This window comes from Streptomyces chiangmaiensis, from assembly GCF_036281785.1.
In the GTDB taxonomy this organism is placed as follows: Bacteria; Actinomycetota; Actinomycetes; order Streptomycetales; family Streptomycetaceae; genus Streptomyces; species Streptomyces chiangmaiensis.
Genome location: NZ_JAYWVC010000001.1, coordinates 23,944 through 43,684 on the forward strand (window position 1 = coordinate 23,944; position 19,741 = coordinate 43,684).

The following is a 19,741-nucleotide window of genomic DNA, read 5'->3' on the forward strand; positions in this document are numbered from 1 at the left end:
TCGGCCCTCCATGTCAGCTGTCCGGCTGTTTGATGACCTGCGCGATGTAGAGCGCCTCACCGAGCTGTTCCACCAAATCCAGCTGGGTGTCCAGGTAGTCGATGTGCTCCTCCTCGTCCTTGAGGATCGACTCGAAGATGTTTGCGGACGTGATGTCGCTCTTGTCCCGCATGACCTTGATCCCGCGCCTGAGCCGGTCGATCGCCTCGACCTCGACCTGCCGGTCGGCCTCGAACATCTCCTTCACGGTCTGTCCCACTCGCACATGGAAGAGCCGCTGGTAGTTCGGCAGCCCCTCCAGGAAGAGGATGCGGTCGGTGAGCACCTCCGCATGCCTCATCTCGTCGAAGGACTCGTCCCGTGTGTGCTTGGCGAGCTTGTACCAGCCATAGTTCTCCTGCATCTTCGCGTGCAGGAAGTACTGGTTGATCGCGGTCAGCTCACCGGTGAGCTGCTCGTTGAGGAATTCGATGACCTCCGGATCGCCCTGCATTGCTCGGGCTCCTTCCAAGCGGGGACTGGCCGGTTGCGCCGCATGATTGCACTGGCGTCCGAAGGCGTCCAGTAAGTTCACGCTTAGTATGAGTTGCCCGAATCGGGTGCGGGCTGGTCATGTGCACCCTCCGCCGTCTGTCAGGATGGAGTCATGGGTCATCCGGTGGAGCGCGAGTCTCGAGAAGCAGCACGGTCCGAGCTTCCGCCGGGACAGCGACTGCAGCGGGGATGGCCGGTCACCCACTACGGCCCCGTCCCCAAGTTCCGATCCGAACGCTGGGAGTTCAGGGTCTTCGGCGCCACCGCCGACGGCGAGAAGCACTGCTGGAACCACGAGGAGTTCACGTCGCTGCCGTACGCGACCGTCGTGGCCGATCTGCACTGCGTCACGAAGTTCAGCATGGTCGGGGCCGAATGGGGCGGTATTCCGGCTCGTACGGTCCTGGAGATCGCGCCGCCCGCGCCCGCGGTCACGCATGTCATGGTCTGGGCGGAGTACGGATTCAGCTCGAACCTGCGCCTCGCCGACTTCGCCTCGGACCGCACGATCTTCGCCACCCACAAGGACGCCGAGCTGCTCACCGCGGAGCACGGCTTCCCGCTGCGCCTGATCGTTCCGCACCTGTACGCCTGGAAGGGTCCCAAGTGGGTCCGCGGCGTCGAGTACATGACCGCCGACCGTCGCGGCTTCTGGGAGGAGCGCGGCTATCACAACATCGGCGACCCCTGGAAGGAACAGCGCTACTCCTACCAGGAGGAGCCCGGAGACGGCCCCGAGCTCTGACCCCTGGTGAGTGCGCCGGTCAGCCGTGGTACCGGTGCACCACCGCATGACCCTTGCCGCGGCCGATCATCCACTTGTTGACGGGCGCGGTGAGGACGAAGGCGAGGGCGAGCGAGACCGCGAGCGAGCCCCAGAAGAGCGCATCGTCGAGATGGGCCTCCATCGCGGACGGCCACAGCGCGATCACGCCGTTGTCGATCAGCTCCATCACGGCGATGGAGAGCGTGTCCGCGGCGAGGGCGACACGGACGGCCGTCCGGACGTCGACGCCCGATCCGAGGACGCCGCGCAGGGTGAGCGAGTAGCCGAAGAAGAAGGCGAGCGCGATCGCAAGGAGCATGGTCGGGCCGTTGCCCCACCCCGCCGCCGTGCCGATCACCATGCCGAGTACCTCACCGATGGCGCACCCGGTGAGACAGTGCAGGGTGGCCCGGGCGGTCATCGGCCAGGTCGCTCCGTCGGCGCCGTGAACGTGCCCGTGGTGGACGTGCCCGGAGTGAGATGCGTGGTCCGTGTGTGTCTCGTGCTGCATGGCCGGCCCCCGGTTGTCAGGCTGAGATTCCTGTCGCCACACAGAACCGTATACCCCATGGGGGTATTCCGGCAGCCCCCGGTTCAGCCGTCCCGCAGCTTCTTCAGGCGCTCCACGTCGGCCGCGTGCCCCTCCTTGCCGCCCGGCGTCTCGATGATCAGGGGTACGCCCTCGGTGGCGGGGTGGGTCATCAGCGCGCGGAACGGCTCCTCGCCGATGTGCCCGGACCCGATGTTCGCGTGGCGGTCCTTGTGGGCGCCGACCACGTCCTTCGAGTCGTTCGCGTGGATCAGCTTGAGTCGTCCCTCGCCCACGGTCTCGACCAGCAGGTCCAGCGTCCGGTGCATCCCGCCCGGCCCGGTCAGGTCGTGCCCGGCCGCGAAGACATGGCAGGTGTCGAGGCACACTCCCAGCCTGGGGTGCGCGTCGAGGGCCTCGAAGTACGGCCCGAGGTCGCCGGTGCGCGAGCACAGGGAGGCACCCTGGCCCGCGGTCGACTCCAGCAGAAGGAAAGGGTCGTCGTCGTGTGTCAGCTCGTCGAGCAGGGGGAGCAGACGCTCGCGCACCTGTTTGAGGGCGACGGCTCGGTCGCGGCCGCCGGTGGCGCTGCCGGTGTGCACGACGACGCCCAGCGCCCCGATCTCCCGGCCCCGGCGCAACGAGTGCCGCAAGGACTCCACGGACCGCTCGGCCGTCGCTTCGGTGTGCGAGCCGAAGTTGATCAGGTACGGCGCGTGGACGTACGCCGGTATCGACTCGAGGGCACACGCGGTCCGGAATTCCTCGTCCTGCCGCGGATTGCCGGCAGGCGTCGCCCAGCCGCGCGGATTGGCGACGAAGACCTGCACGGTCTCGGCCCCGAGATCGCGTGCGTAGCTCAGTCCGACCGAGTTCAGACCGCCGGCCACGGGGACATGGCTGCCGATGGGATGGCGAGCGACACCGGATGTGCCGAGGGAACCACGGGACTGCTGAGTTCTCACCCTTCAAGGGTGTCATGCGCCCCGAGGCGCCCCGTCAGCGGATCTTGATCGTGATTGTCGACCCCTTGGGCGCCTTCTCGCCGCCCTCGACCGACTGGCTCTTGACCGTGTCGCCGAACAGGCCGAGCAGCCCACGGTCCTCCTCGACCTGGAAACCCGCGGCCTCCAGGGCCTTCTTCGCGTCGTCGGCGTTGTCTCCCACCACGTCGGGGACCTCCACCTGCTCGCGGCCCTTGGAGATCGTCAGTGTGACCGTGTCGCCCTCGCCGACCTCCTTGCCCGCGCCCGGCGACTGCTCGGCGACCTGTCCGGCGTCGAACTCCGACATGATCCGGGTGTCGGCGATCTTCACCTGCAGGCCCTCGTCGCGCAGTTGCGCCGTGGCGTCGTCGACGGAGCTGCCCGTGACGTCGGGAACCTCCACGGGGCTGCCCTTGCTCACGGTGAGCGCGATCGCCGAACCGCCGTGGCGTTCGGTGCCCGCCTCCGGATCCGTGCCGATCACGAAGCCCTTGGGCACGGCCTCGCTGAAGGCACGCGTGACCATGCCCGCGACCAGTCCGTGCCGCTCGAGTGTGGCCTGCGCCTTCTCCAGCCGGTAGCCCTTCAGATCGGGGACTTCGACCGTCTCGGGGCCGTCCGAGACGGTCAGCGTCACCGAGTCGTGGGAGCGGATCCGGGCGCCCGTCTCCGGGTCGCTGCTGATCACCGTGCCGCGCCTGACCGTGTCGCTGTAGGCGTGCTTGACCTGCTTGACCTCGAGCCCGGCCTGCTCGAGCCGGTCCCGGGCCTCCGCCTCGGTCTTCGCCAGCAGCGGGGGGACCTTGGTGAACTGGCCGGAGTTTATGTACCAGACGCCGGAGCCCACACCGAACAGCACCAGCACGGCGAGGACGATCGCGAGCACCCCCCGCCGGGGACGTCCGCGGCGCACGGCGGGCCCGGGCGGAGGCATCTCGAGCCGGCTCGTCCGGTTGAGCACCGCCGTCCCGTCCTGGTCGACCGGGCGGGCGGGGAGCAGGCGCGGGATCACGCTTGTGCGGTCCTCCGCGTTGTCGTGCTGCTGCGTGACAGCCTGTGGTGGTGCCGCCTCCAACTGCTCGGCGGTCAGTGCGCCGCGCGCATCGCGGAGCTGACCGAGCAGGGCCACCGCGTCGGCCGGGCGCAGCCGCGGGTCGCGCGCGGTCGCCGAGGCGACCAGATCGTCGAGTTCGACGGACAGGCCGGGCACGGCGGCAGACGGCGGCGGCACGTCCTCGTTGAGGTGCTGGTACAGCACCTGGGCGGGGGAATCGCCGTGGTGGGGCTTGCCGCCGGTGAGCATTTCGTAGAGGAGGACCCCGCACGCGTACACGTCGACCCGGGGGTCGGCCGCGCCCTGCTCGATCTGCTCCGGTGCCAGATAGGAGACCGTGCCGAGGACGGCGCCCGTCGTGCTCGTGACGGTGTCCACGGCCCGGACGAGCCCGAAGTCGGCCACCTTGACCCGTCCGTCGTCCCCTATGAGAACGTTCTCCGGCTTCATGTCGCGATGCACGAATCCGGCGCGGTGGGCGGCGCCCAGGGCGGCCAGTACCGGCTCGAGGATGTCCAGGGCGGCGCGCGGTTGCAGCGCCCCGCGCTCGCGCAGCACGTCGCGCAGGGTGCAACCGGCGACATACTCCATGGCCAGGTAGACGTACGACCCGTCGGTGCCCTGGTCGAAGACCTGCACCACGTTCGGGTGCGCGAGGCGCGCGACCGACTTGGCCTCGCGTATGAAGCGCTCGACGAACGAGCCGTCGGCGGCCAGCGTCGGGTGCATCACCTTGAGCGCCAGGACACGGTCGAGGCGGGTGTCCACGGCCCGGTAGACCGTGGCCATCCCGCCGACCGCGATACGCGCGTCCACGCGGTAGCGGCCGTCGAGCACCTGCCCGACGAGAGGGTCCTGAAGGGTCGTATCCACGCAGGTGAGTCTACGAGGGCATAACGACACGCCCGGCTGTTACCGCCGCACCGGGGTACGACTGCATCCGACCTGTGACGCACACCGCACCTGTGTGCGGCCCGCGGCGGCCCGTCTCAGAAGGCGGGCCGCTCCGGGTCCAGACGGGCGACGCCCTCCATGGGGGACGACGCCTGAGCGAAGTGCCGGCGGGGGATGCGGCCCGCTCTGAGCGCGAGCCGCCCCGCCTCCACCGCGTGCCGCATCCCCTCCGCCATCAGCACCGGTTCCTGCGCCCGGGTGACCGCCGAGGCGAGCATCACACCCGCGCACCCCAGCTCCATCGCGAGCGCCACGTCCGATGCCGTTCCCGCTCCCGCGTCCAGGATGACCGGCACGCGCGCGTGCTCCACGATCAGCTGGAAGTTGTGCGGGTTGCGGATGCCGAGACCGGAGCCGATCGGCGAGCCGAGCGGCATGATCGCGGCACAGCCGACGTCCTCCAGCTTCCGGGCGAGGACGGGGTCGTCGTTCGTGTACGGCAGCACCGTGAAACCGTCGTCGACGAGCGTCTCGGCCGCGTCCAGCAGCTCGATGGGGTCGGGCAGCAGGGTCCGCTCGTCGGCGATGACCTCCAGCTTGACGAGATCCGTGCCGAGCGCCTCGCGCGCGAGGCGGGCGGTGAGCACGGCCTCGCCCGCGGTGAAACAACCCGCGGTATTGGGCAGCACCCGGATGCCCAGCTTCTCCAGCACGGAGAGGACCGAGCCGTGGACCGAGGCGTCGACGCGCCGCATCGCGACCGTCGTCAGCTCCGTGCCGGACGCCACCAGCGCCCGCTCGAGCACATCCAGGCTGGGCGCACCGCCGGTGCCCATGATCAGCCGGGACGAGTAGGTCGTACCACCGAGGACGAAGGGATCGTCGGCCACGGTCAGCCTCCTTGGACGGCGGTGAGGATCTCGACGCGGTCCCCCTCGGAGAGGGGTGTCGAGGACCATTGCGTGCGCGGGACGACGGTTTCGTTGAGGGCGGCGGCCACGCCGGAGGGGGCCGTGGTCAGGATCCCCACCACGGCGTCGAGCGCGGTGCCGGGGGCGATCCGGCGGGGCTCGCCGTTGACCGAGATGTTCATGCAGGCTGCTCCGTGAGTGCGGCGGCGAACCGCCCGGGGGTGAAGGGGCGGGCCTCGTCGGGGAGCTCGCCGGTGGTCAGGACGTGCGCCATGACGTCGCCGGTGACGGGGGTGAGCAGGATTCCGTTGCGGAAATGCCCGGTGGCCAGCAGCAGGCCGTCCAGCTTTGTCGGTCCGAGCAGCGGCGCGTTGTCCGGCGAGCCCGGACGCAGTCCGGCACGGGTCTCGGTGAGCGGCAGCTCGGTGATGCCGGGGACCAGCTCGTGCGCGTCCCGCAGCAGCTCGTAGACGCCGCCCGCGGTGACCGTCGTGTCCCAGCCGAGCTCCTCGCTGGTGGCACCGACGACCAGCTCCCCGTTCTCGCGCGGAACCAGGTAGACCTGGCTGCCGCGGACGACGGCGCGCACGGTACGGCTCAGGAACGGCGCGTACCGCTCGGGCACGGTCAGTCGCAGCACCTGGCCCTTCACGGGCCGCACGGGTGGCAGGACCTCGTCCGGGACGCCCTCGAGCCGCCCGCTGAGGCTGCCCGCGGCGAGGACGACCTGTCCGGCCGCGAGCTCGCCGCCATGGGTCCCGACTCCGGCGGCCCGGTCCTGTACCACCGTCAGCCGCTCGGCCCACACCCGGTGGAAGACGACCCCGGCGCGTTCACACGCGATGACCAGGGCCGCGGCCAGCCGGCGCGGGTCGATCTGGTGGTCTCCGTCGACCCTCAGGCCCCCGCGCACGTCCGGCGCGAGCATCGGTTCCAGGCGACGGCACTCGCGTCCGTTCAGCCACTCCGACGCGAGGCCGGACCGCTGCTGCAGTGCGTGCAGTTCCCGCAGATGGGCGCGGTCGTCGGCGTCCAGCGCGACCGCCAGCGTGCCGCACCGGCGGTAGCCGAGGTCCTGGCCGGTGGCCTCGGTCAGCTCGTCGGCGAAGTCCGGGTAGCGGCGCGCGGACTCCAGGTTGAGGCCGAGCAGCGTCTGCTCCCCGTAGTGCAGTTCGGTGACGGCGGCGAGCATACCGGCGGCCACCCGGGCGGCTCCGCCGCCCGGCTCGGGATCCACCACGGCGGTGGAGAACCCGCCCTGAGCAGCCCGCCAGGCGGTCACCAGCCCGATGATCCCGCCCCCGACGACGAGGACATCTGACGTGGGTGTAGGCGACATGGGCGTCCAGCCCCCTCCCTTCGCCGGTATGACCCGGATCAGGTTCGTACGGTCGGAGGCCGCCAGCCTCCCTCTCAGCCCGGTGCGTCCAGGCTCCCGCGAGTGCTTTACGTCGGCCACCCTAGCCGGTGCCGTTTGCCTCGGTAAGGGAGCCTCCGTACACGGCCCGATCGCCCGACGGCCTGACCTTCGCCCTCGTAGCGGACCAGGCACCCGGTCAGGTCGGGACCCGCACCCGGTTCACCTGCCACGGGCAGGACGGCGGTATCTGGGCCGAATACGCCGGTGGCGACGTCGTACGCGGCCGTTTGGTGGGTACACGGAACGGTGACCGCCTCGACTTTTCAGCAGGGGTTCGAGCACGTCCGGACCGTAAAGCAGGGCGTCGCGGTGAACGGCGGCCCGAGAGTGTCGGGCCGGCTCGCGCAGCGCTCCCCGCCGAGTCAGGCACCGCGTCGGGTCGACTGATTTCCCCTGGATTTCGCTCAGCCCCCTTGGCTGTCGGGCGTACTGCGCAACAGAGGTAGGGGACTTGGTGCTTGGGCAGTTGTGCACATCGCGAAGCATGCAGGGATAGGGGGCCAAACACGAGGCCGAGCGAGGCAGCCGCACCAAGACGCTCCCGGACGGTGGTGGACTGCTCCGGAGACGAATGAGCTGGTCAGGTGGCCTCGACCCAAGGTCACAGGGGGTCTGATCCCGTTCGGGACGAAGGGGTCGCGGTCTCAATCGCCGCTCAATCCAGGGCGGTCCGCCGGTGTCCGTCGAAGTCCTGCAGGCCCTCTGAGCAGGCATGCATGCCCCGTGGTGGACAGTGCTGGACGGGCGCGGACCAAGATCAACTCGTGATGCGTATGTCCCTGCTTCGGGAAATTCAACGCCCCTGCTGCCCGCGCGATAGACGGGGTTCGGTCTCGCGGATGTGAGCGAAGGACGAACGGGCGACGAGGTGCGCGCCAGGGAACACGGCCCCGGAAGACTGACCACCCTTTGGAACGTCAGTGAGTGGAGGGGTGGGTGGGCTCCGCTGTGTGCTGTGCCGCGGGCGTCCACGTGAGTGCGAGCAGTGCCGCGTCGTCGTGCGTGCAACCGTCGGCGTAGTCGTACGCGTCCTGCTGAACCCAGTTGAGGAGGGGGCCGGGGTCGACGGGTCCAGGGTGGGTGCGCAGATAGTGGGTGAGGCGGCAGGGGAGGGGGTAGAAGTCGCCGGCCACGTCGCGGGCCTCGGTGAGTCCATCGGTGTACATCAAGAGGCTATCGCCGGGCTGGAGACGGGTGTCGGCGGTGGCAGCACTGGTGCGCGGGGCGTCGGGGTCGGGCGGCGGGTTGCGCAGGCCGAGCGGCAGTCCCGGCGGTACGGGGAGTTCGAGCACGGTGTCGCCGTTCAGGATGAGCGGCGCCGGGTGTCCGCACGACAGTGCGTGCGTGCGTCCGTCGGGGTGGATCTCGACCAGGAACGCGGTGACGAAGGCCTCGACGTCGTCGAGGTGGCGGTGGAGGCTGGTCTCGAGCCGGTGGGCGAGGCCGTCGAGGTTGGGGCGGTCGTAGGCGGCCTCGTGGAAGGAGCCGAGGACGGCGGAGGCGGTGGCCACGGCGTCGAGTCCTTTGCCGCGGACGTCGCCGATGAGGGCGCGTACGCCGTGGTCGGTGTCGGCAACGGCGTACAAGTCGCCTCCGATGCGGGCGTACTGGGCGGCGGCGCGGTAGCTGGCGGCGATGCGGAACGGCCCGACGGTGGCAGGCGGCGGGCGCAGCACCGCGCGTTGTGCGGTTTCGGCGACGGAGGTGACCTCGCGCAGCCGGGCGGTCTCGCGATCGCGGCGGTAGACCACGAAGCAAGCGACGGCCGCGACGGCGAGGATCGTCGCGGCGGCTCCGGCCGTGGTGTCGATGCGCTCGTGGGCAAGCGGCAGGAAGGCCCAGCGGGTGGCGAAGGCCACCACGGCTGAGCCAATGATCATCGCCGGGCCGAAGGCCAGGGCGACGACGAGGGGGATCGCCAACAGGAACATGGGCACGTACGCGCCCGTGCCGACTTCCAGGCCGACCGCGAGGGCATACAGCAAGACGGCGGTCGTCAGGGCGGCGGCACGGGCGGCCCGTGGCGCTCTCGAGCTGACATCACTGGTGCGTGTTGGCACGTGCCACGCTCCTCGGGGCCACCGCTACCCACTGTCCGGGCGCCGGTATGTCTCTCGTATGTGCAGTCGTCGGCAGGCCGAGGTAGCTGGTGCAGAGCCAGTCTATGGCGTCGGGGATCGAGGCGGCGGGCACTGCCCAGGCGTCGTAGCCGCTTGCCGCTTGCGCTTGTCGCGAGCGTGCGTGGGAAGGCCGCGAAGTGGCTCTGGCCTGCGGGCCCACAAGTGACAAGCGACAAGCCGGCACTCGCTCAGTGCGCCCCGAGCGGGGCCGTCTATGGGCCGTCCGAGGGTGGCCGGCGACGACAGGTAACGACGGACGACGAGCAATACGACGCTGGTCACACGGGTATGGCGTAACACCATTGCGGGTAAGCGATAGCCCTCACGAGACTATGGTGATCAGGTGGAGCAGACGCAGGCACGGGGCGATTCGGCACGGCGCGTCGTCGTCGTGGGCGCGGGCATGGCCGGGGTGCAGACCGCGGTCGCCCTGCGGGAACAGGGCTTCAGAGGCCGGGTGACGCTGATCGGCGCGGAGCCCCACCCGCCGTACGACAGGCCGCCGTTGTCCAAAGCCGTGCTGCTCGGAAAGGCCGAGGGCTCCGCCTTCGACGTCGACTTCGAGGCCCTGGACATCGAATTGCGACTGGGCTGCGATGTGCTCGGCGTACGTCCCGACGACCATGAGCTGGACACCGCCGAGGGGCCGGTCCCGTACGACGTCCTGGTCGTCGCGACCGGCGCCGAGCCGATCCGGCTGCCCGGCGCGGAGGGCGTGCCCGGGGTGCATCTGCTGCGCACGCTGGACGACGCCGAGCGGCTGCGCCCGGTCCTCGCCGAACAGCACGACGTCGTGGTCGTGGGCGCCGGCTGGATCGGCGCCGAGTTCGCCACCGCCGCGCGCGAGGCGGGCTGCGCGGTCACCGTGGTGGAGGCCGCCGACCGGCCGCTCGCCGGGGCGCTGCCCGCGGACGTGGCCGCGCCGATGACGGCGTGGTACGCGGACAGCGGAGCCGAGCTGCGCACCCACGCGCGCGTGGAGCGCATCGAGCCGGGGGCCGTGGTGCTCGACGACGGTTCGCGGGTGCCCGCCGGCGCGGTGGTCGTGGGCATCGGGGCGCGTCCGGCGACGCGGTGGCTCGCCGGGTCGGGCATCGCCCTCGGAGCCCAGGCCGAGGTGCTGGCCGACGACCATCTGCGCACCTCGCTGCCGGATGTGTACGCGGTGGGGGACTGCGCGTCCTTCCCGTCGGGGCGCTACGAGGAGCGCCTGCTGGTCCATCACTGGGACAACGCCCTCCAGGGCCCGCGCACGGTGGCCGCGAACATCATCGGGGAGACACCGGTGGCGTACGACCCGGTGCCGTACTTCTGGTCGGAGCAGTTCGGCCGCTTCGTCCAGTACGTGGGCCACCACGCGGCCGCCGACACGACGGTGTGGCGCGGTGACCCCGAGGGCGCGGCCTGGGCGGTCTGCTGGCTGCGCGCGGGACGGCTGGTCGGCCTCCTGGCGGTGGGCCGCCCCCGGGACCTCGCCCAGGGCCGCCGTCTGATCGAGGCGGGCACTCCCATGGACCCCGACCTCCTGTCCGACCCGTCGCGCCCCTTGAAGGAGGCGACGGCGTGATCGCGCCCGCGGTTCACGCGAAGCCCCTGGTGACAGCCCCGATGGCAGGTGGCGTGTCCACCGCTGGAGGCAACCGTGCCCCTTCCGGAGGCGCCCCGCTTCCGACTGTCGGTCCGGGATGGCACGCTTGATCCCGTGACCGAGATTGACGCAAAGATCGATGCTCTCGTCCCTGCCTGGCTCACCCTCCCCGACATCGCCGAAGCGCTCGGCGTCGAGGTGACCCGGGTACGGCAGCTGGTCAAGGAGGGCCAGCTCATCGCCGTACGCCGAGGTGAGAACCGGGCACTGCACGTCCCCGCCGCCTTCATCGACGGGGACAAGGTCGTCAAGGGCCTCTCCGGCACCCTGACGCTCCTGCGGGACGACGGCTTCACGGTGGAAGAGATGATCGAGTGGCTCTTCACCCCGGACCCGACCCTGCCCGGCACCCCCGCGCAGGCTCTCAGCGAGAATCGCGGCACGGAGGTGAAGCGCCGCGCGCAGGCGCTCGCCGTCTGACCCGATCCGAGAACAACCGTCCGGCGTACGGGCCGCGGTCCCCGGGCCACGGCCCCAGGGCCATCGCGCCCGCCTCGGCCCGTACGCCACCGACCACGGGGGGACCCACCGTGTCCGACTCAGGCCGCACCGCCCGGCTCGCCGACGCCCGCGTCTACCTGTGCACCGACGCCCGCAAGCGGCAGGGCGACCTCGTCGAGTTCCTCGACGAGGTCCTCGCCGGCGGCGTCGACATCGTGCAGCTGCGCGACAAGGGCATGGAGGCCGCGGAGGAGCTGGAGCACCTCCAGGTCTTCGCCGACGCCTGTTCCCGTCACGGCAAGCTGCTGGCGGTGAACGACCGCGCGGACGTCGCCCACGCCGCCGCGTCCGACGCCCTGCACCTCGGCCAGGGGGACCTCCCCGTACCTGCGGCCCGTGCCGTCCTCGGCGACGCCGTCCTCATAGGCCGCTCCACACACACCGAGGCGGAGGCGGAGGCCGCCGCCGTCCAGGAGGGCGTGGACTACTTCTGCACCGGGCCCTGCTGGCCGACTCCCACCAAGCCTGGTCGTCCCGCCCCCGGCCTCGGCCTGGTCCGCCACACGGCCGCCCTCGGAACCGACCGCCCCTGGTTCGCCATCGGCGGCATCGACCTGGGCAACCTCGACGAGGTCCTGGAGGCGGGTGCCCGCCGGGTGGTCGTCGTCCGCGCCCTCACGGAGGCGGACGACCCGGGCGCGGCGGCGTCGGAGTTCGCGAAGCGGCTGCGTACGGCCTAGCGCACCCGGTTCTGTCCGATGGGTGGACAACAAGTCGACAATCCGGGCAAATTTCCAGCATTCTGTTGGGGGACCGCCGCCCCCTGGCTAACCTGCGACTATGGCCCTTGGAACCCCGTCCACGAGGACTGATCGCGCGCGGACGGTGCGCGACATCCTCGCCACCGGCAAGACGACGTGCTCATTCGAGTTCTCGGCGCCGAAGACCCCCAAGGGCGAACGAAACCTCTGGAGTGCGCTGAGGAGGGTGGAGGCGGTCGCCCCGGACTTCGTCTCCGTCACGTACGGGGCCGGCGGTTCCACCCGCGCGGGCACGGTCAAGGAGACCGAGCAGATCGTCTCCGACACGACGCTCACCCCGGTCGCCCACCTCACTGCGGTCAACCACTCCGTCGCGGAGCTGCGCAACATCATCGGCCAGTACGCGGACGCCGGGATCCGCAACATGCTCGCCGTCCGCGGCGACCCGCCCGGCGACCCCATGGGCGAGTGGGTGGCGCACCCCAGCGGCCTGACCTACGCGGCCGAACTCGTCCACCTCATCAAGGAGTCGGGGGACTTCTGCGTAGGTGTCGCCGCCTTCCCCGAGATGCATCCACGCTCCCTGGACTGGGACACGGACGTCGCCCACTTCGTCGCCAAGTGCCGGGCCGGCGCCGACTACGCGATCACACAGATGTTCTTCCAGCCGGAGTCGTATCTGCGCCTGCGCGACCGGGTCGCGCAGGCGGGTTGCGCGACCCCGGTCATCCCCGAGGTCATGCCCATCACCAGCGTGCGGATGCTGGAGCGGCTGCCGCAGCTGAGCAATGCCGCCATCCCCGCAGGACTGAAAGAGCGGATCCTCACAGCGAAGGACGATCCCGCGGCTGTACGCTCGGTCGGCATCGAGTTCGCCACAGGGTTCTGCGCGAGGCTGCTGGCCGAGGGAGTCCCCGGACTGCACTTCATTACACTCAACAACTCCACGGCGACGCTGGAAATCTACGAAAATCTGGGTCTGCACCATCCACAGCAGGCCTAGACCCGCCGCACCCGCATACGACACACTGCGTAGCGGCCACTGGGAGAGGGGCGTACATGGGCTGGACGGTCCTCTATATTGCGTTCGGCATCGTCGCGTTGTGGCTGCTAGGCGAGGTGCTGCTGCAGTACAAGGCGCGCCTGCGCTGGCGACTGCTCGCCTTCGTCGGCTTCCTCGGTGTCGTCTTCGGCGTGCTGATCCCCTCCGTGGTGGTCATCGGTCTCGGAGCAGCCGCGTTCGCGATCGGGCAGACCTACGTCACACTGTCGTTCCGCCGCGGCTTCGCGGCCGGCTGGGCGGTCGGCCACCGCCCGCGCGAGGACGACGAGGGAGGCAGCAAGCGACGCCGGGGCGAACCTGCCTACGAGGAGGAGGCGGAGGACTCCGAACTCGAGTCGACGGCTGCCGGAACGTACCGCCGGGACGACGGGTACGACGAGGACCGTGAGAACGTCTTCGGCCGGCAGCAGCCCGCGGAAACCCCTGCCGAGGGGACCGCTGTGTACGAGCCGCAGCCGATGCCCGAGGACACCGGTTCCTACGGCGTCTACAGCCACGAGGCGTACGCCGCCGCGGCCGACGCGCCCTACGCCGGCGCCGGCCAACCCCAGGACCAGCAGGCCTACGCGTACGACGGTCACTCCGCGTACGGCCAGCAGCAGTACGGCTACGACAACGGTCAGCAGCAGTACGCCGCCTATTCCGACCCGTACGGCACGCAGACCTACGCCGGCGCGTACGACCCGTCCTATGGCGGGCAGCAGCAGTACGGCCAGCAGGAGTACGGCCAGCAGTACGGCCAGGATCAGTACGCCACGGGCACCTACGGCGAGACCCCGCCCGGCGGCGTCTGGGTTCCTCAGCAGCGCACCACCGAGGACGCATACGGCGGTGAGCTGCCGCCGGAGCAGCAGTACCCGTACCAGCAGGGCAACGGCACCACCCAGCCGCACGGCTACGACGAGCAGTACCGCTACTGAGCGGCCGCGCCCACCGGCCCCCTCACTGCGAACCCCGGAAGCCGGGTCCCTCCACGATCAGTCCGGCGACCAGGGCGCCCGACATCCCGGCATGGGGGAGGCCGCCGCCGGGATGGGACCAGCCGCCGACCGTGAACAGGCCCGGTACGCGGGTGGTGTTGGACGGCTGCAGCAGACGGCCCCCGGCCGCGGCCAGGGCAGGTGCCGGGACCGCGCCGTCGGGCACACCGGTGTCCTCGGCGACGTCGGCGGCCGTGCGCACCTCGTGCCACAGAAGCCGGTCACGGAGATCCGGTACCGCGCGCGCGGCGGCTTCGAGTATCCGGTCCACGTCGGGCTCCGACACGGTCTGGCCGGAGGGCACCGTGACCGTCAGTGTGACCGCCTCGTGCCCGGTGTCGGGCACCAGCGTGGGGTCGTCCGGGCTCAGCACCGTCACCGTCGGATCGGCGGGATGCCCGGTGGGCTCGCCGAAGATCCCCTCCAGCTCGCCCTCGCGGTCGGGGGTGTGGACCACCGTCCGGTGCACGGCGCCCTCGGGACGCCCGCCGCGCAGCGCCAGCAGTACCGTCAGCCGGCTGGGCATGCCCCGCTGCGGTGCGACGTCGCCCGCGTCCCGCGCGGCTGCCGTGCCGGGCAGGAGACGGTCGAGGACGGCAGGCGCCACTCCGGCCACCACATGGTCCGCCTCCACGACGGACCGGCCCGCCAGCTCCACTCCCGCCGCCCGGCCGTCCTTCTCGACGATCCCGGTGACCTCGGCACCGAAGACGAACTCCACCTTCCGAGCCACGCACCGCTCGTACAGGGCACGCGCCAACTCCCGCATGCCTCCGCGCACATACCAGGTGCCGAAGGCATGCTCCATGTACGGCAGCACGGCCGCGCTCGCCGGAGCGGTCCGGGGATCCAGGCCGTGGGCGAGGGCATGGCTCTCCAGAAGGGCCGCCAGCCGCGCGTCGCGCAGCTCCCAGTCGCCGATCTCGGCGAGCGTGCCGGCCCGCCGGGTGCGCAGGAGCTTCCTGTGCGGCACCGCCGGATAGGGCTCGCGCTCGGCGAGCATCGCCCGGTCGGGCCACAGCGGCTCCTCCAGGAGCGGCCGGCGGGTGCGGTCCCACGCCTCGCGGGCCCGCACCAGGAAGTCGCCCCAGCGCTTGCCCGCGCCCGCGCCGAGCGCCGCGTCCAGCGCCGACACGGTCCCCGCGCGTGAGGCGTTCGGCAGCGAGACCTCCGTGCCGTCAGCGAAGACGTGCCGGGACGCGGGATCCACCTGGACCAGCTCGACGCAGGCCTCCAACGGCTCCTTGCCGGTCTTGACGAACAGATCGCGATAGACCGCGGGCAGCGGCAACAGGCCCGGGCCGGTGTCGAAGCAGAAGCCTTCGCGCGTGAAACGGCGCACCGCGCCGCCGTACGTCTCCGTGCGCTCGTACACCACCACCCGGTGGCCCGCGACGGCCAGCCGGGCAGCGGCCCCCATCGCGCCCGTCCCGGCGCCGATCACCGCAATCCGTGCCATGTCGGTGACCTTATCGGCCACCCCCGACAGTCCGGCCACGGGCCTGTGACCAGCAGGCTCGCCGGGCCGTGCATCGGTCTGAGCCCCGGTGGGGGAGTAGCGGCGCGGACGCGATCGTCACCAGCGGGCGCCGGCGCGTGCTGGGGGTGAGTGCCCAGGTCTGAGTATCCGTACCTGGCCGACGAGTTGAGTACGCGCACGGATGGGGTCCGACCTGCGCGAACGAGAGAGTGGAGACACGGAGAGGGACGCGGCTCCGGTACCGCCGACACGGGGCGGCGGAACGGTGCCCACCCTTGCCGCTCCTTCCGCCGGCCCGGTTCGGCGGAAGCGAGGCACGGGGGACCCGGGGGACTGACCGAACGAGGGTCCGACGGGGAGCACGACGGAGCGCCGGTTCGAGGCGGCAGGCGGGGGACGCGGCCGTCCGGACCGGCACTTCCGTGCGTCGGGTGTCCTAACGGCTGCCGCTCACACGGCCCTGGAGCAGCCGCGACAGCGCCGCGTGGACGTCGTCCAGGGAGCGCTCCGGCTGGAAGGACTGCCAGTCCAGGGCCGCCACCAGGACCATGCCGACCAGCGCGGCCGCCGTCAGCGGGACGTCGATCTCGTCGCTGAACTCGCCGTTCGCCACGCCCGCACGCAGCACGTCCTCTATGACCGCGACGACCTGCTGCCGCACCACCATGAGCGTGGACTGCCAGGCCCGGTTGGTGCGCCACAGCTCGGCCACATACAGCTGTGTGAAGGCCGGGTAGCGGGCGATGAAGCCGAGCCCCGCGCGGATCATCGCGTCCAGGGCGTCCACTTTCGTGCCGCCGGCCAGGTCCGTCTGCTCGGCCGCCTCGCGCAGGGACGCGGTGAGCAGTCCCACGCCGTGCCGCAGCAACTCCTCGAAGAGGACGGACTTGCTCGCGAAGTTGTAGTAGACCGTGCCCTTGGCGACACCGGCACGTTCGGCGATCTCGTCCACGGTGGTGGCGGAGAACCCCTGCTCCGCGATGAGGGTGACGGCCGCCTCGTAGAGCTTCTGCCGGGTCGCCTCGCGGCGGCTCGAGCCGCCTCCCGTTGCGGTGGTGCTGCGTTCCATGGCGTTGATTCTCACAGGACCCGCGGCATCCGAGGACACGGGCCCGGTCGTGCTTGTCACAGGTTCAGCTCCGGATGCAGCCGGTCGAGGGTCCACATCTGCCGACGGCGGGCCGACAGGGTGGTGAGCGTCAGGGCGCCCGCGGTGAACGCCACCAGGACAGCGCACGCCTGCCACACGGCTCCGAGCCCCCCGCCCGTGATGAGCCTTCTGAGCGCCTCGACGACGTAACTCATGGGCAGGAAGGGGTGGATCGCGTTGAAGAAGCCGGGACTGGTCTGCACGGGGTACGTGCCGCCCGCGGACGTCAACTGGAGCATCAGCAGGGCGAGCACCAGAATCCGGCCCGCCGCCCCGAAGCGTGCGTTCAGCCACTGCACGAGTGCCGCGAAGCAGGCCGCCATCAGGAACAGGAACCCGATCGTCCCGGCCGCGCGCGCCATCCGCAGGCCGATCGCCCAGTGCAGCACCGCCATCAGCGCGGCCGTCTGCAGCACACCCACGGCGGCCACCGGCAGCCAGCCCGCCAGTGCGATCCGCCAGGCCGGGGCGCCTGCCGCCAGCGCGCGCCGGTTCAGCGGCGGGATCAGCATGTACGCCACCATCGCGCCCACCCACAGGGACAGCGGGATGAAGTACGGGGCGAAGCCGGTGCCGTAGTTAGGGGCCTTGTGCAGGTCCTCCGAGACGAGCCGCACCGGGTCGGACATGACCTGGGTGCGCAGGTCGCGGTCCTGCCTGCCGTAGTCGGGGATCTTCCCCGCGCCGTCGTGCAGCCCGCCGGCGAGCTTGCCGGAGCCGTCACCGAGCTTGTACATGCCTCCGTTGAGGTCGATCGCGCCGGTCTTGAGCTCGCCGACGCCCGCGTCCAGGCCGACCACCCCCGTGGCGGCGGTGCCGAGGCCGGTGTGCAGGGTGCCGGCCCCCTTGGCGACCGCGGCGGCACCCTTGTTGAGGGCGTTGATCTCGGCGACCGCGTCGTCGAGGTCGTCGGACAGGTGCGGCGCCGCTTCGGCGAGCGCCCGGGCCTGCCGCTGGAGGGTCGTGAGGTCCTTCTGCAGGGCGGTCATGTCGCCGTGGTAGTCCTGCACCACGCTGTTGACGTCCTCGGCGAGCCGTGCCGTCTGGGCCGCGGCGTCCTTCGCCTTCTTGAGGTCACCACAGGCGAGGTCGGGCAGGGGCTGCTCCACACAGCGCGTGGCGTAGACCGCGTCCAGCGTCTGCGAGGCCTTGTGGGTGCCGCTCCGCGCTATCGGCGCCGTCGTGACGAACGTCTCGAGGTGGTCGCTGATCACGCCCGCCGAATCGGCCACCAGAGTCGCGGTGTCGGCGATCTGCCGCCCGTTCTTCTTCAGGAAGGGCCGCACCTGGTCGGCCGCGTCGTCGACTCGGTCGGCGAGCTGCTGGGTCCCTTCCGCGACCTGCTGCGCGCCGTCCTGGAGGTCGCCCGCGCCCTTGTGGAGCTTCTTCAGGCCGCTCGACAGATTGCCGCTGCCCCGCTTGGCCTCCTTCAGCCCATCGGCGAGGTCTTTGGAGCCCTTCTCCGCCTTGCCGATCCCGCTCGTGAGCCGGTCGGCTCCCTCCGCGGCCTTCACCGTCGCCCCGTGGATGTCCGAGAACGAGATGAAGATCCTGTCGAGGAACGACCGGGACGCCTTCGTGGACGCGGCCGCCCGCACCTCGTTGAACACCGTCTTGGAGATCTGCCCGACGATGTAGTTGTTCGCGTCGTTCGTGCGCACCTGGAGCGCCCCCGTCTTCGGGGAGTCCCCGGAGCTGGAGGCAACCCGCGCGCTGAAGTCGTCGGGCATGGTCAGCGACAGGTAGTACGTGCCGTCCTCGACGCCCCGCCGGGCCTCGGCGGCGCTCACCTCGTGCCACTCGAAGGTGTCGCTCCGCCGCAGCCCCTTGACGAGGTCGTCCCCCACGGTGACCCGCCGGCCGGCCACACTCGCCCCGTCGTCGCTGTTGACGAGCGCCACGGGGATACGGTCGAGCCGCCCGTACGGGTCCCAGAACGACCACAGATACAGGGCGCCGTACAGCAGCGGCAGCAGCAGGAGCGCGACCAGTGCCGCGCGGGGCAGCCTTCCCCTGCCGAACCGCCTGAGCTCAAGCGCGGCCAGTCTCGGCGAGCGCATCCGCCGTCTCCTTGTCGTGGTCATCGCCGTCCCCGGACGGCTCGTCGGGGGCGGACTCCTTGTGCGTGTCCCGCTCGTCGGGCACGGCGTCCGAGCCGCTCTCCTCGCCGCGCCGTCCGCCGTCATCGGGAGCGGTCGACACCACGACCGCTCCCTTCGGGGCCTCGGCGCAGACGGCGACCACCGTCGTCCCCGCCGCGGCGAGCGACCTCAACAGGTCCCAGACCGCGTCCCGTTCGAGGGCCGAGAGCTTCAGGTCGGTGTCGTCCACGGCCAGCAGGCGCGGACGGCCGATCAGGGCCAGGGCCACGGACAACCGCAGCGCCTCGATGCGTTCCAGGTCGCGTACGGCCGTCCGGGAGCGCTTCGGCAGTGGCTCCAGGTCGAGACCCGCGGCGGCGAGGGCGGCGTCGATCCGCCGCGTCGCCCGGGCCGCCCGATCGGCGCGCGGGCGCAGCAGTGCACGCAGGGAGTCGCCGAAACGGCATTCCAGCAGGGCCCGTTCGCGCAGGTGCTCGCCGACGGTCAGTGCCGGGTCGAGGTCGGTGACGCCGGGCACGTGCGCGAGGGCGCTGATCCGGCGGACCGCGGACATGTCCCTCGGCAGCCGGTGCTCGCCGACCGTCACCCGCCCCTCGCCCGGCCTCATGCGCCCGGTGAGGGCGAGCAGCAGCGAGGTCCGGCCGGAGCCGGAGGGTCCGGCGATCGCGATGAGTGAGCCGGGTGCCGCGTCGAAGCCGACGCCCCGGAACACCCAGCCGCGCGGACCCTTCAGCCCGAAGTCCGCGGCACCGACGGCCACGCCGGGAACCGTCTCCCGCCCCTGTGTCTCCATGCCCTCTCTTCCCCCCGGCGGGCCGCCCCGTTGTGACGGCCCGCCTTGAACTGACTGGTCAGTACAAAAACTACCCCGAACTTCTGAGCGAAGCAAAAGCCCAGGTCAA

Annotated in this window: 18 protein-coding genes, 1 pseudogene and 1 riboswitch; of the genes and pseudogenes, 7 read left to right on the forward strand and 12 right to left on the reverse strand. The window is 71.1% G+C overall.

Annotated features, from left to right (window positions below; genetic code table 11):
* Positions 1-13 precede the first annotated feature (13 nt).
* The gene (gene bfr, locus VXC91_RS00120; RefSeq protein ID WP_329504137.1) at positions 14-493 is read right to left on the reverse strand and encodes a bacterioferritin; all 480 of its coding nucleotides are present in this window, start codon (positions 491-493) and stop codon (positions 14-16) included.
* Between the two features lie 153 nt (positions 494-646).
* On the opposite strand from bfr, the gene VXC91_RS00125 reads away from it, so the two are divergent.
* Positions 647-1,279, forward strand: coding sequence for a sulfite oxidase-like oxidoreductase (locus VXC91_RS00125; protein WP_329504138.1), 633 nt, complete (start codon positions 647-649; stop codon positions 1,277-1,279).
* A 19-nt stretch (positions 1,280-1,298) separates the two neighbouring features.
* Here the strand turns inward: VXC91_RS00125 and VXC91_RS00130 are convergent, their stop codons facing one another.
* The 6 genes from VXC91_RS00130 to thiO form a co-directional block, all read right to left on the reverse strand.
* A complete protein-coding gene (locus VXC91_RS00130; RefSeq protein WP_329504139.1) occupies positions 1,299-1,811 on the reverse strand; it encodes a DUF4396 domain-containing protein in 513 nt (170 codons plus the stop codon).
* Positions 1,812-1,894: 83 nt separating this feature from the next.
* On the reverse strand, positions 1,895-2,794 hold the full coding sequence (locus VXC91_RS00135) for a deoxyribonuclease IV (protein ID WP_329504140.1): 900 nt from the start codon (positions 2,792-2,794) through the stop codon (positions 1,895-1,897).
* 34 nt (positions 2,795-2,828) lie between these two features.
* Complete coding sequence (pknB, locus tag VXC91_RS00140; RefSeq protein ID WP_329504141.1) at positions 2,829-4,742, reverse strand: Stk1 family PASTA domain-containing Ser/Thr kinase; 1,914 nt, start codon at positions 4,740-4,742, stop codon at positions 2,829-2,831.
* Positions 4,743-4,858: 116 nt separating this feature from the next.
* On the reverse strand, positions 4,859-5,653 hold the full coding sequence (locus tag VXC91_RS00145; RefSeq protein WP_329504142.1) for a thiazole synthase: 795 nt from the start codon (positions 5,651-5,653) through the stop codon (positions 4,859-4,861).
* Positions 5,654-5,655: 2 nt separating this feature from the next.
* Entirely contained in the window at positions 5,656-5,856 is a 201-nt protein-coding gene (thiS, locus tag VXC91_RS00150; RefSeq protein WP_329504143.1) for a sulfur carrier protein ThiS, read from the reverse strand.
* Positions 5,853-7,013 (reverse strand): glycine oxidase ThiO, encoded by a 1,161-nt coding sequence (thiO, locus tag VXC91_RS00155; protein ID WP_329504144.1) that lies wholly within the window; start codon positions 7,011-7,013, stop codon positions 5,853-5,855. Before thiO ends, thiS begins: the two co-directional genes overlap by 4 nt.
* Positions 7,012-7,123, reverse strand: a riboswitch (TPP riboswitch). Its footprint overlaps the gene before it by 2 nt.
* 18 nt (positions 7,124-7,141) lie before the next feature.
* Here thiO and VXC91_RS00160 point away from each other — a divergent pair.
* Positions 7,142-7,357: pseudogene (locus VXC91_RS00160) on the forward strand (hypothetical protein); the annotation flags it as partial.
* A gap of 654 nt (positions 7,358-8,011) precedes the next feature.
* Here VXC91_RS00160 and VXC91_RS00165 read toward each other — a convergent pair.
* Complete coding sequence (locus VXC91_RS00165) at positions 8,012-9,154, reverse strand: PP2C family protein-serine/threonine phosphatase (protein ID WP_329504145.1); 1,143 nt, start codon at positions 9,152-9,154, stop codon at positions 8,012-8,014.
* A 463-nt stretch (positions 9,155-9,617) separates the two neighbouring features.
* Between VXC91_RS00165 and VXC91_RS00170 the strand changes: the two genes are divergently transcribed.
* The 5 genes from VXC91_RS00170 to VXC91_RS00190 all read left to right on the forward strand — a co-directional run bounded on the left by VXC91_RS00170 (position 9,618) and on the right by VXC91_RS00190 (position 14,047).
* A complete protein-coding gene (locus VXC91_RS00170) occupies positions 9,618-10,781 on the forward strand; it encodes an NAD(P)/FAD-dependent oxidoreductase (protein ID WP_329504325.1) in 1,164 nt (387 codons plus the stop codon).
* Positions 10,782-10,916: 135 nt separating this feature from the next.
* Positions 10,917-11,282, forward strand: coding sequence for an Rv2175c family DNA-binding protein (locus VXC91_RS00175; RefSeq protein WP_265566483.1), 366 nt, complete (start codon positions 10,917-10,919; stop codon positions 11,280-11,282).
* Positions 11,283-11,392: 110 nt separating this feature from the next.
* On the forward strand, positions 11,393-12,043 hold the full coding sequence (gene thiE / locus VXC91_RS00180) for a thiamine phosphate synthase (RefSeq protein WP_329504146.1): 651 nt from the start codon (positions 11,393-11,395) through the stop codon (positions 12,041-12,043).
* Positions 12,044-12,143: 100 nt separating this feature from the next.
* Positions 12,144-13,067 (forward strand): methylenetetrahydrofolate reductase [NAD(P)H], encoded by a 924-nt coding sequence (gene metF / locus VXC91_RS00185; protein ID WP_329504148.1) that lies wholly within the window; start codon positions 12,144-12,146, stop codon positions 13,065-13,067.
* Between the two features lie 56 nt (positions 13,068-13,123).
* Positions 13,124-14,047 (forward strand): SCO2102 family sporulation regulator, encoded by a 924-nt coding sequence (locus tag VXC91_RS00190; protein ID WP_329504150.1) that lies wholly within the window; start codon positions 13,124-13,126, stop codon positions 14,045-14,047.
* Positions 14,048-14,069: 22 nt separating this feature from the next.
* Here the strand turns inward: VXC91_RS00190 and VXC91_RS00195 are convergent, their stop codons facing one another.
* The 4 genes from VXC91_RS00195 to VXC91_RS00210 all read right to left on the reverse strand — a co-directional run bounded on the left by VXC91_RS00195 (position 14,070) and on the right by VXC91_RS00210 (position 19,632).
* Positions 14,070-15,566, reverse strand: a complete 1,497-nt coding sequence (locus VXC91_RS00195; protein WP_329504152.1) for a phytoene desaturase family protein — start codon at positions 15,564-15,566, stop codon at positions 14,070-14,072.
* 457 nt (positions 15,567-16,023) lie between these two features.
* A complete protein-coding gene (locus VXC91_RS00200) occupies positions 16,024-16,656 on the reverse strand; it encodes a TetR/AcrR family transcriptional regulator (protein WP_329504154.1) in 633 nt (210 codons plus the stop codon).
* 56 nt (positions 16,657-16,712) lie between these two features.
* Positions 16,713-18,797, reverse strand: a complete 2,085-nt coding sequence (locus tag VXC91_RS00205; protein WP_329504156.1) for a YhgE/Pip domain-containing protein — start codon at positions 18,795-18,797, stop codon at positions 16,713-16,715.
* Entirely contained in the window at positions 18,769-19,632 is an 864-nt protein-coding gene (locus tag VXC91_RS00210; RefSeq protein WP_329504158.1) for an ATP-binding cassette domain-containing protein, read from the reverse strand. The genes VXC91_RS00205 and VXC91_RS00210 overlap by 29 nt, the downstream gene beginning before the upstream one ends.
* Positions 19,633-19,741: the final 109 nt, after the last annotated feature.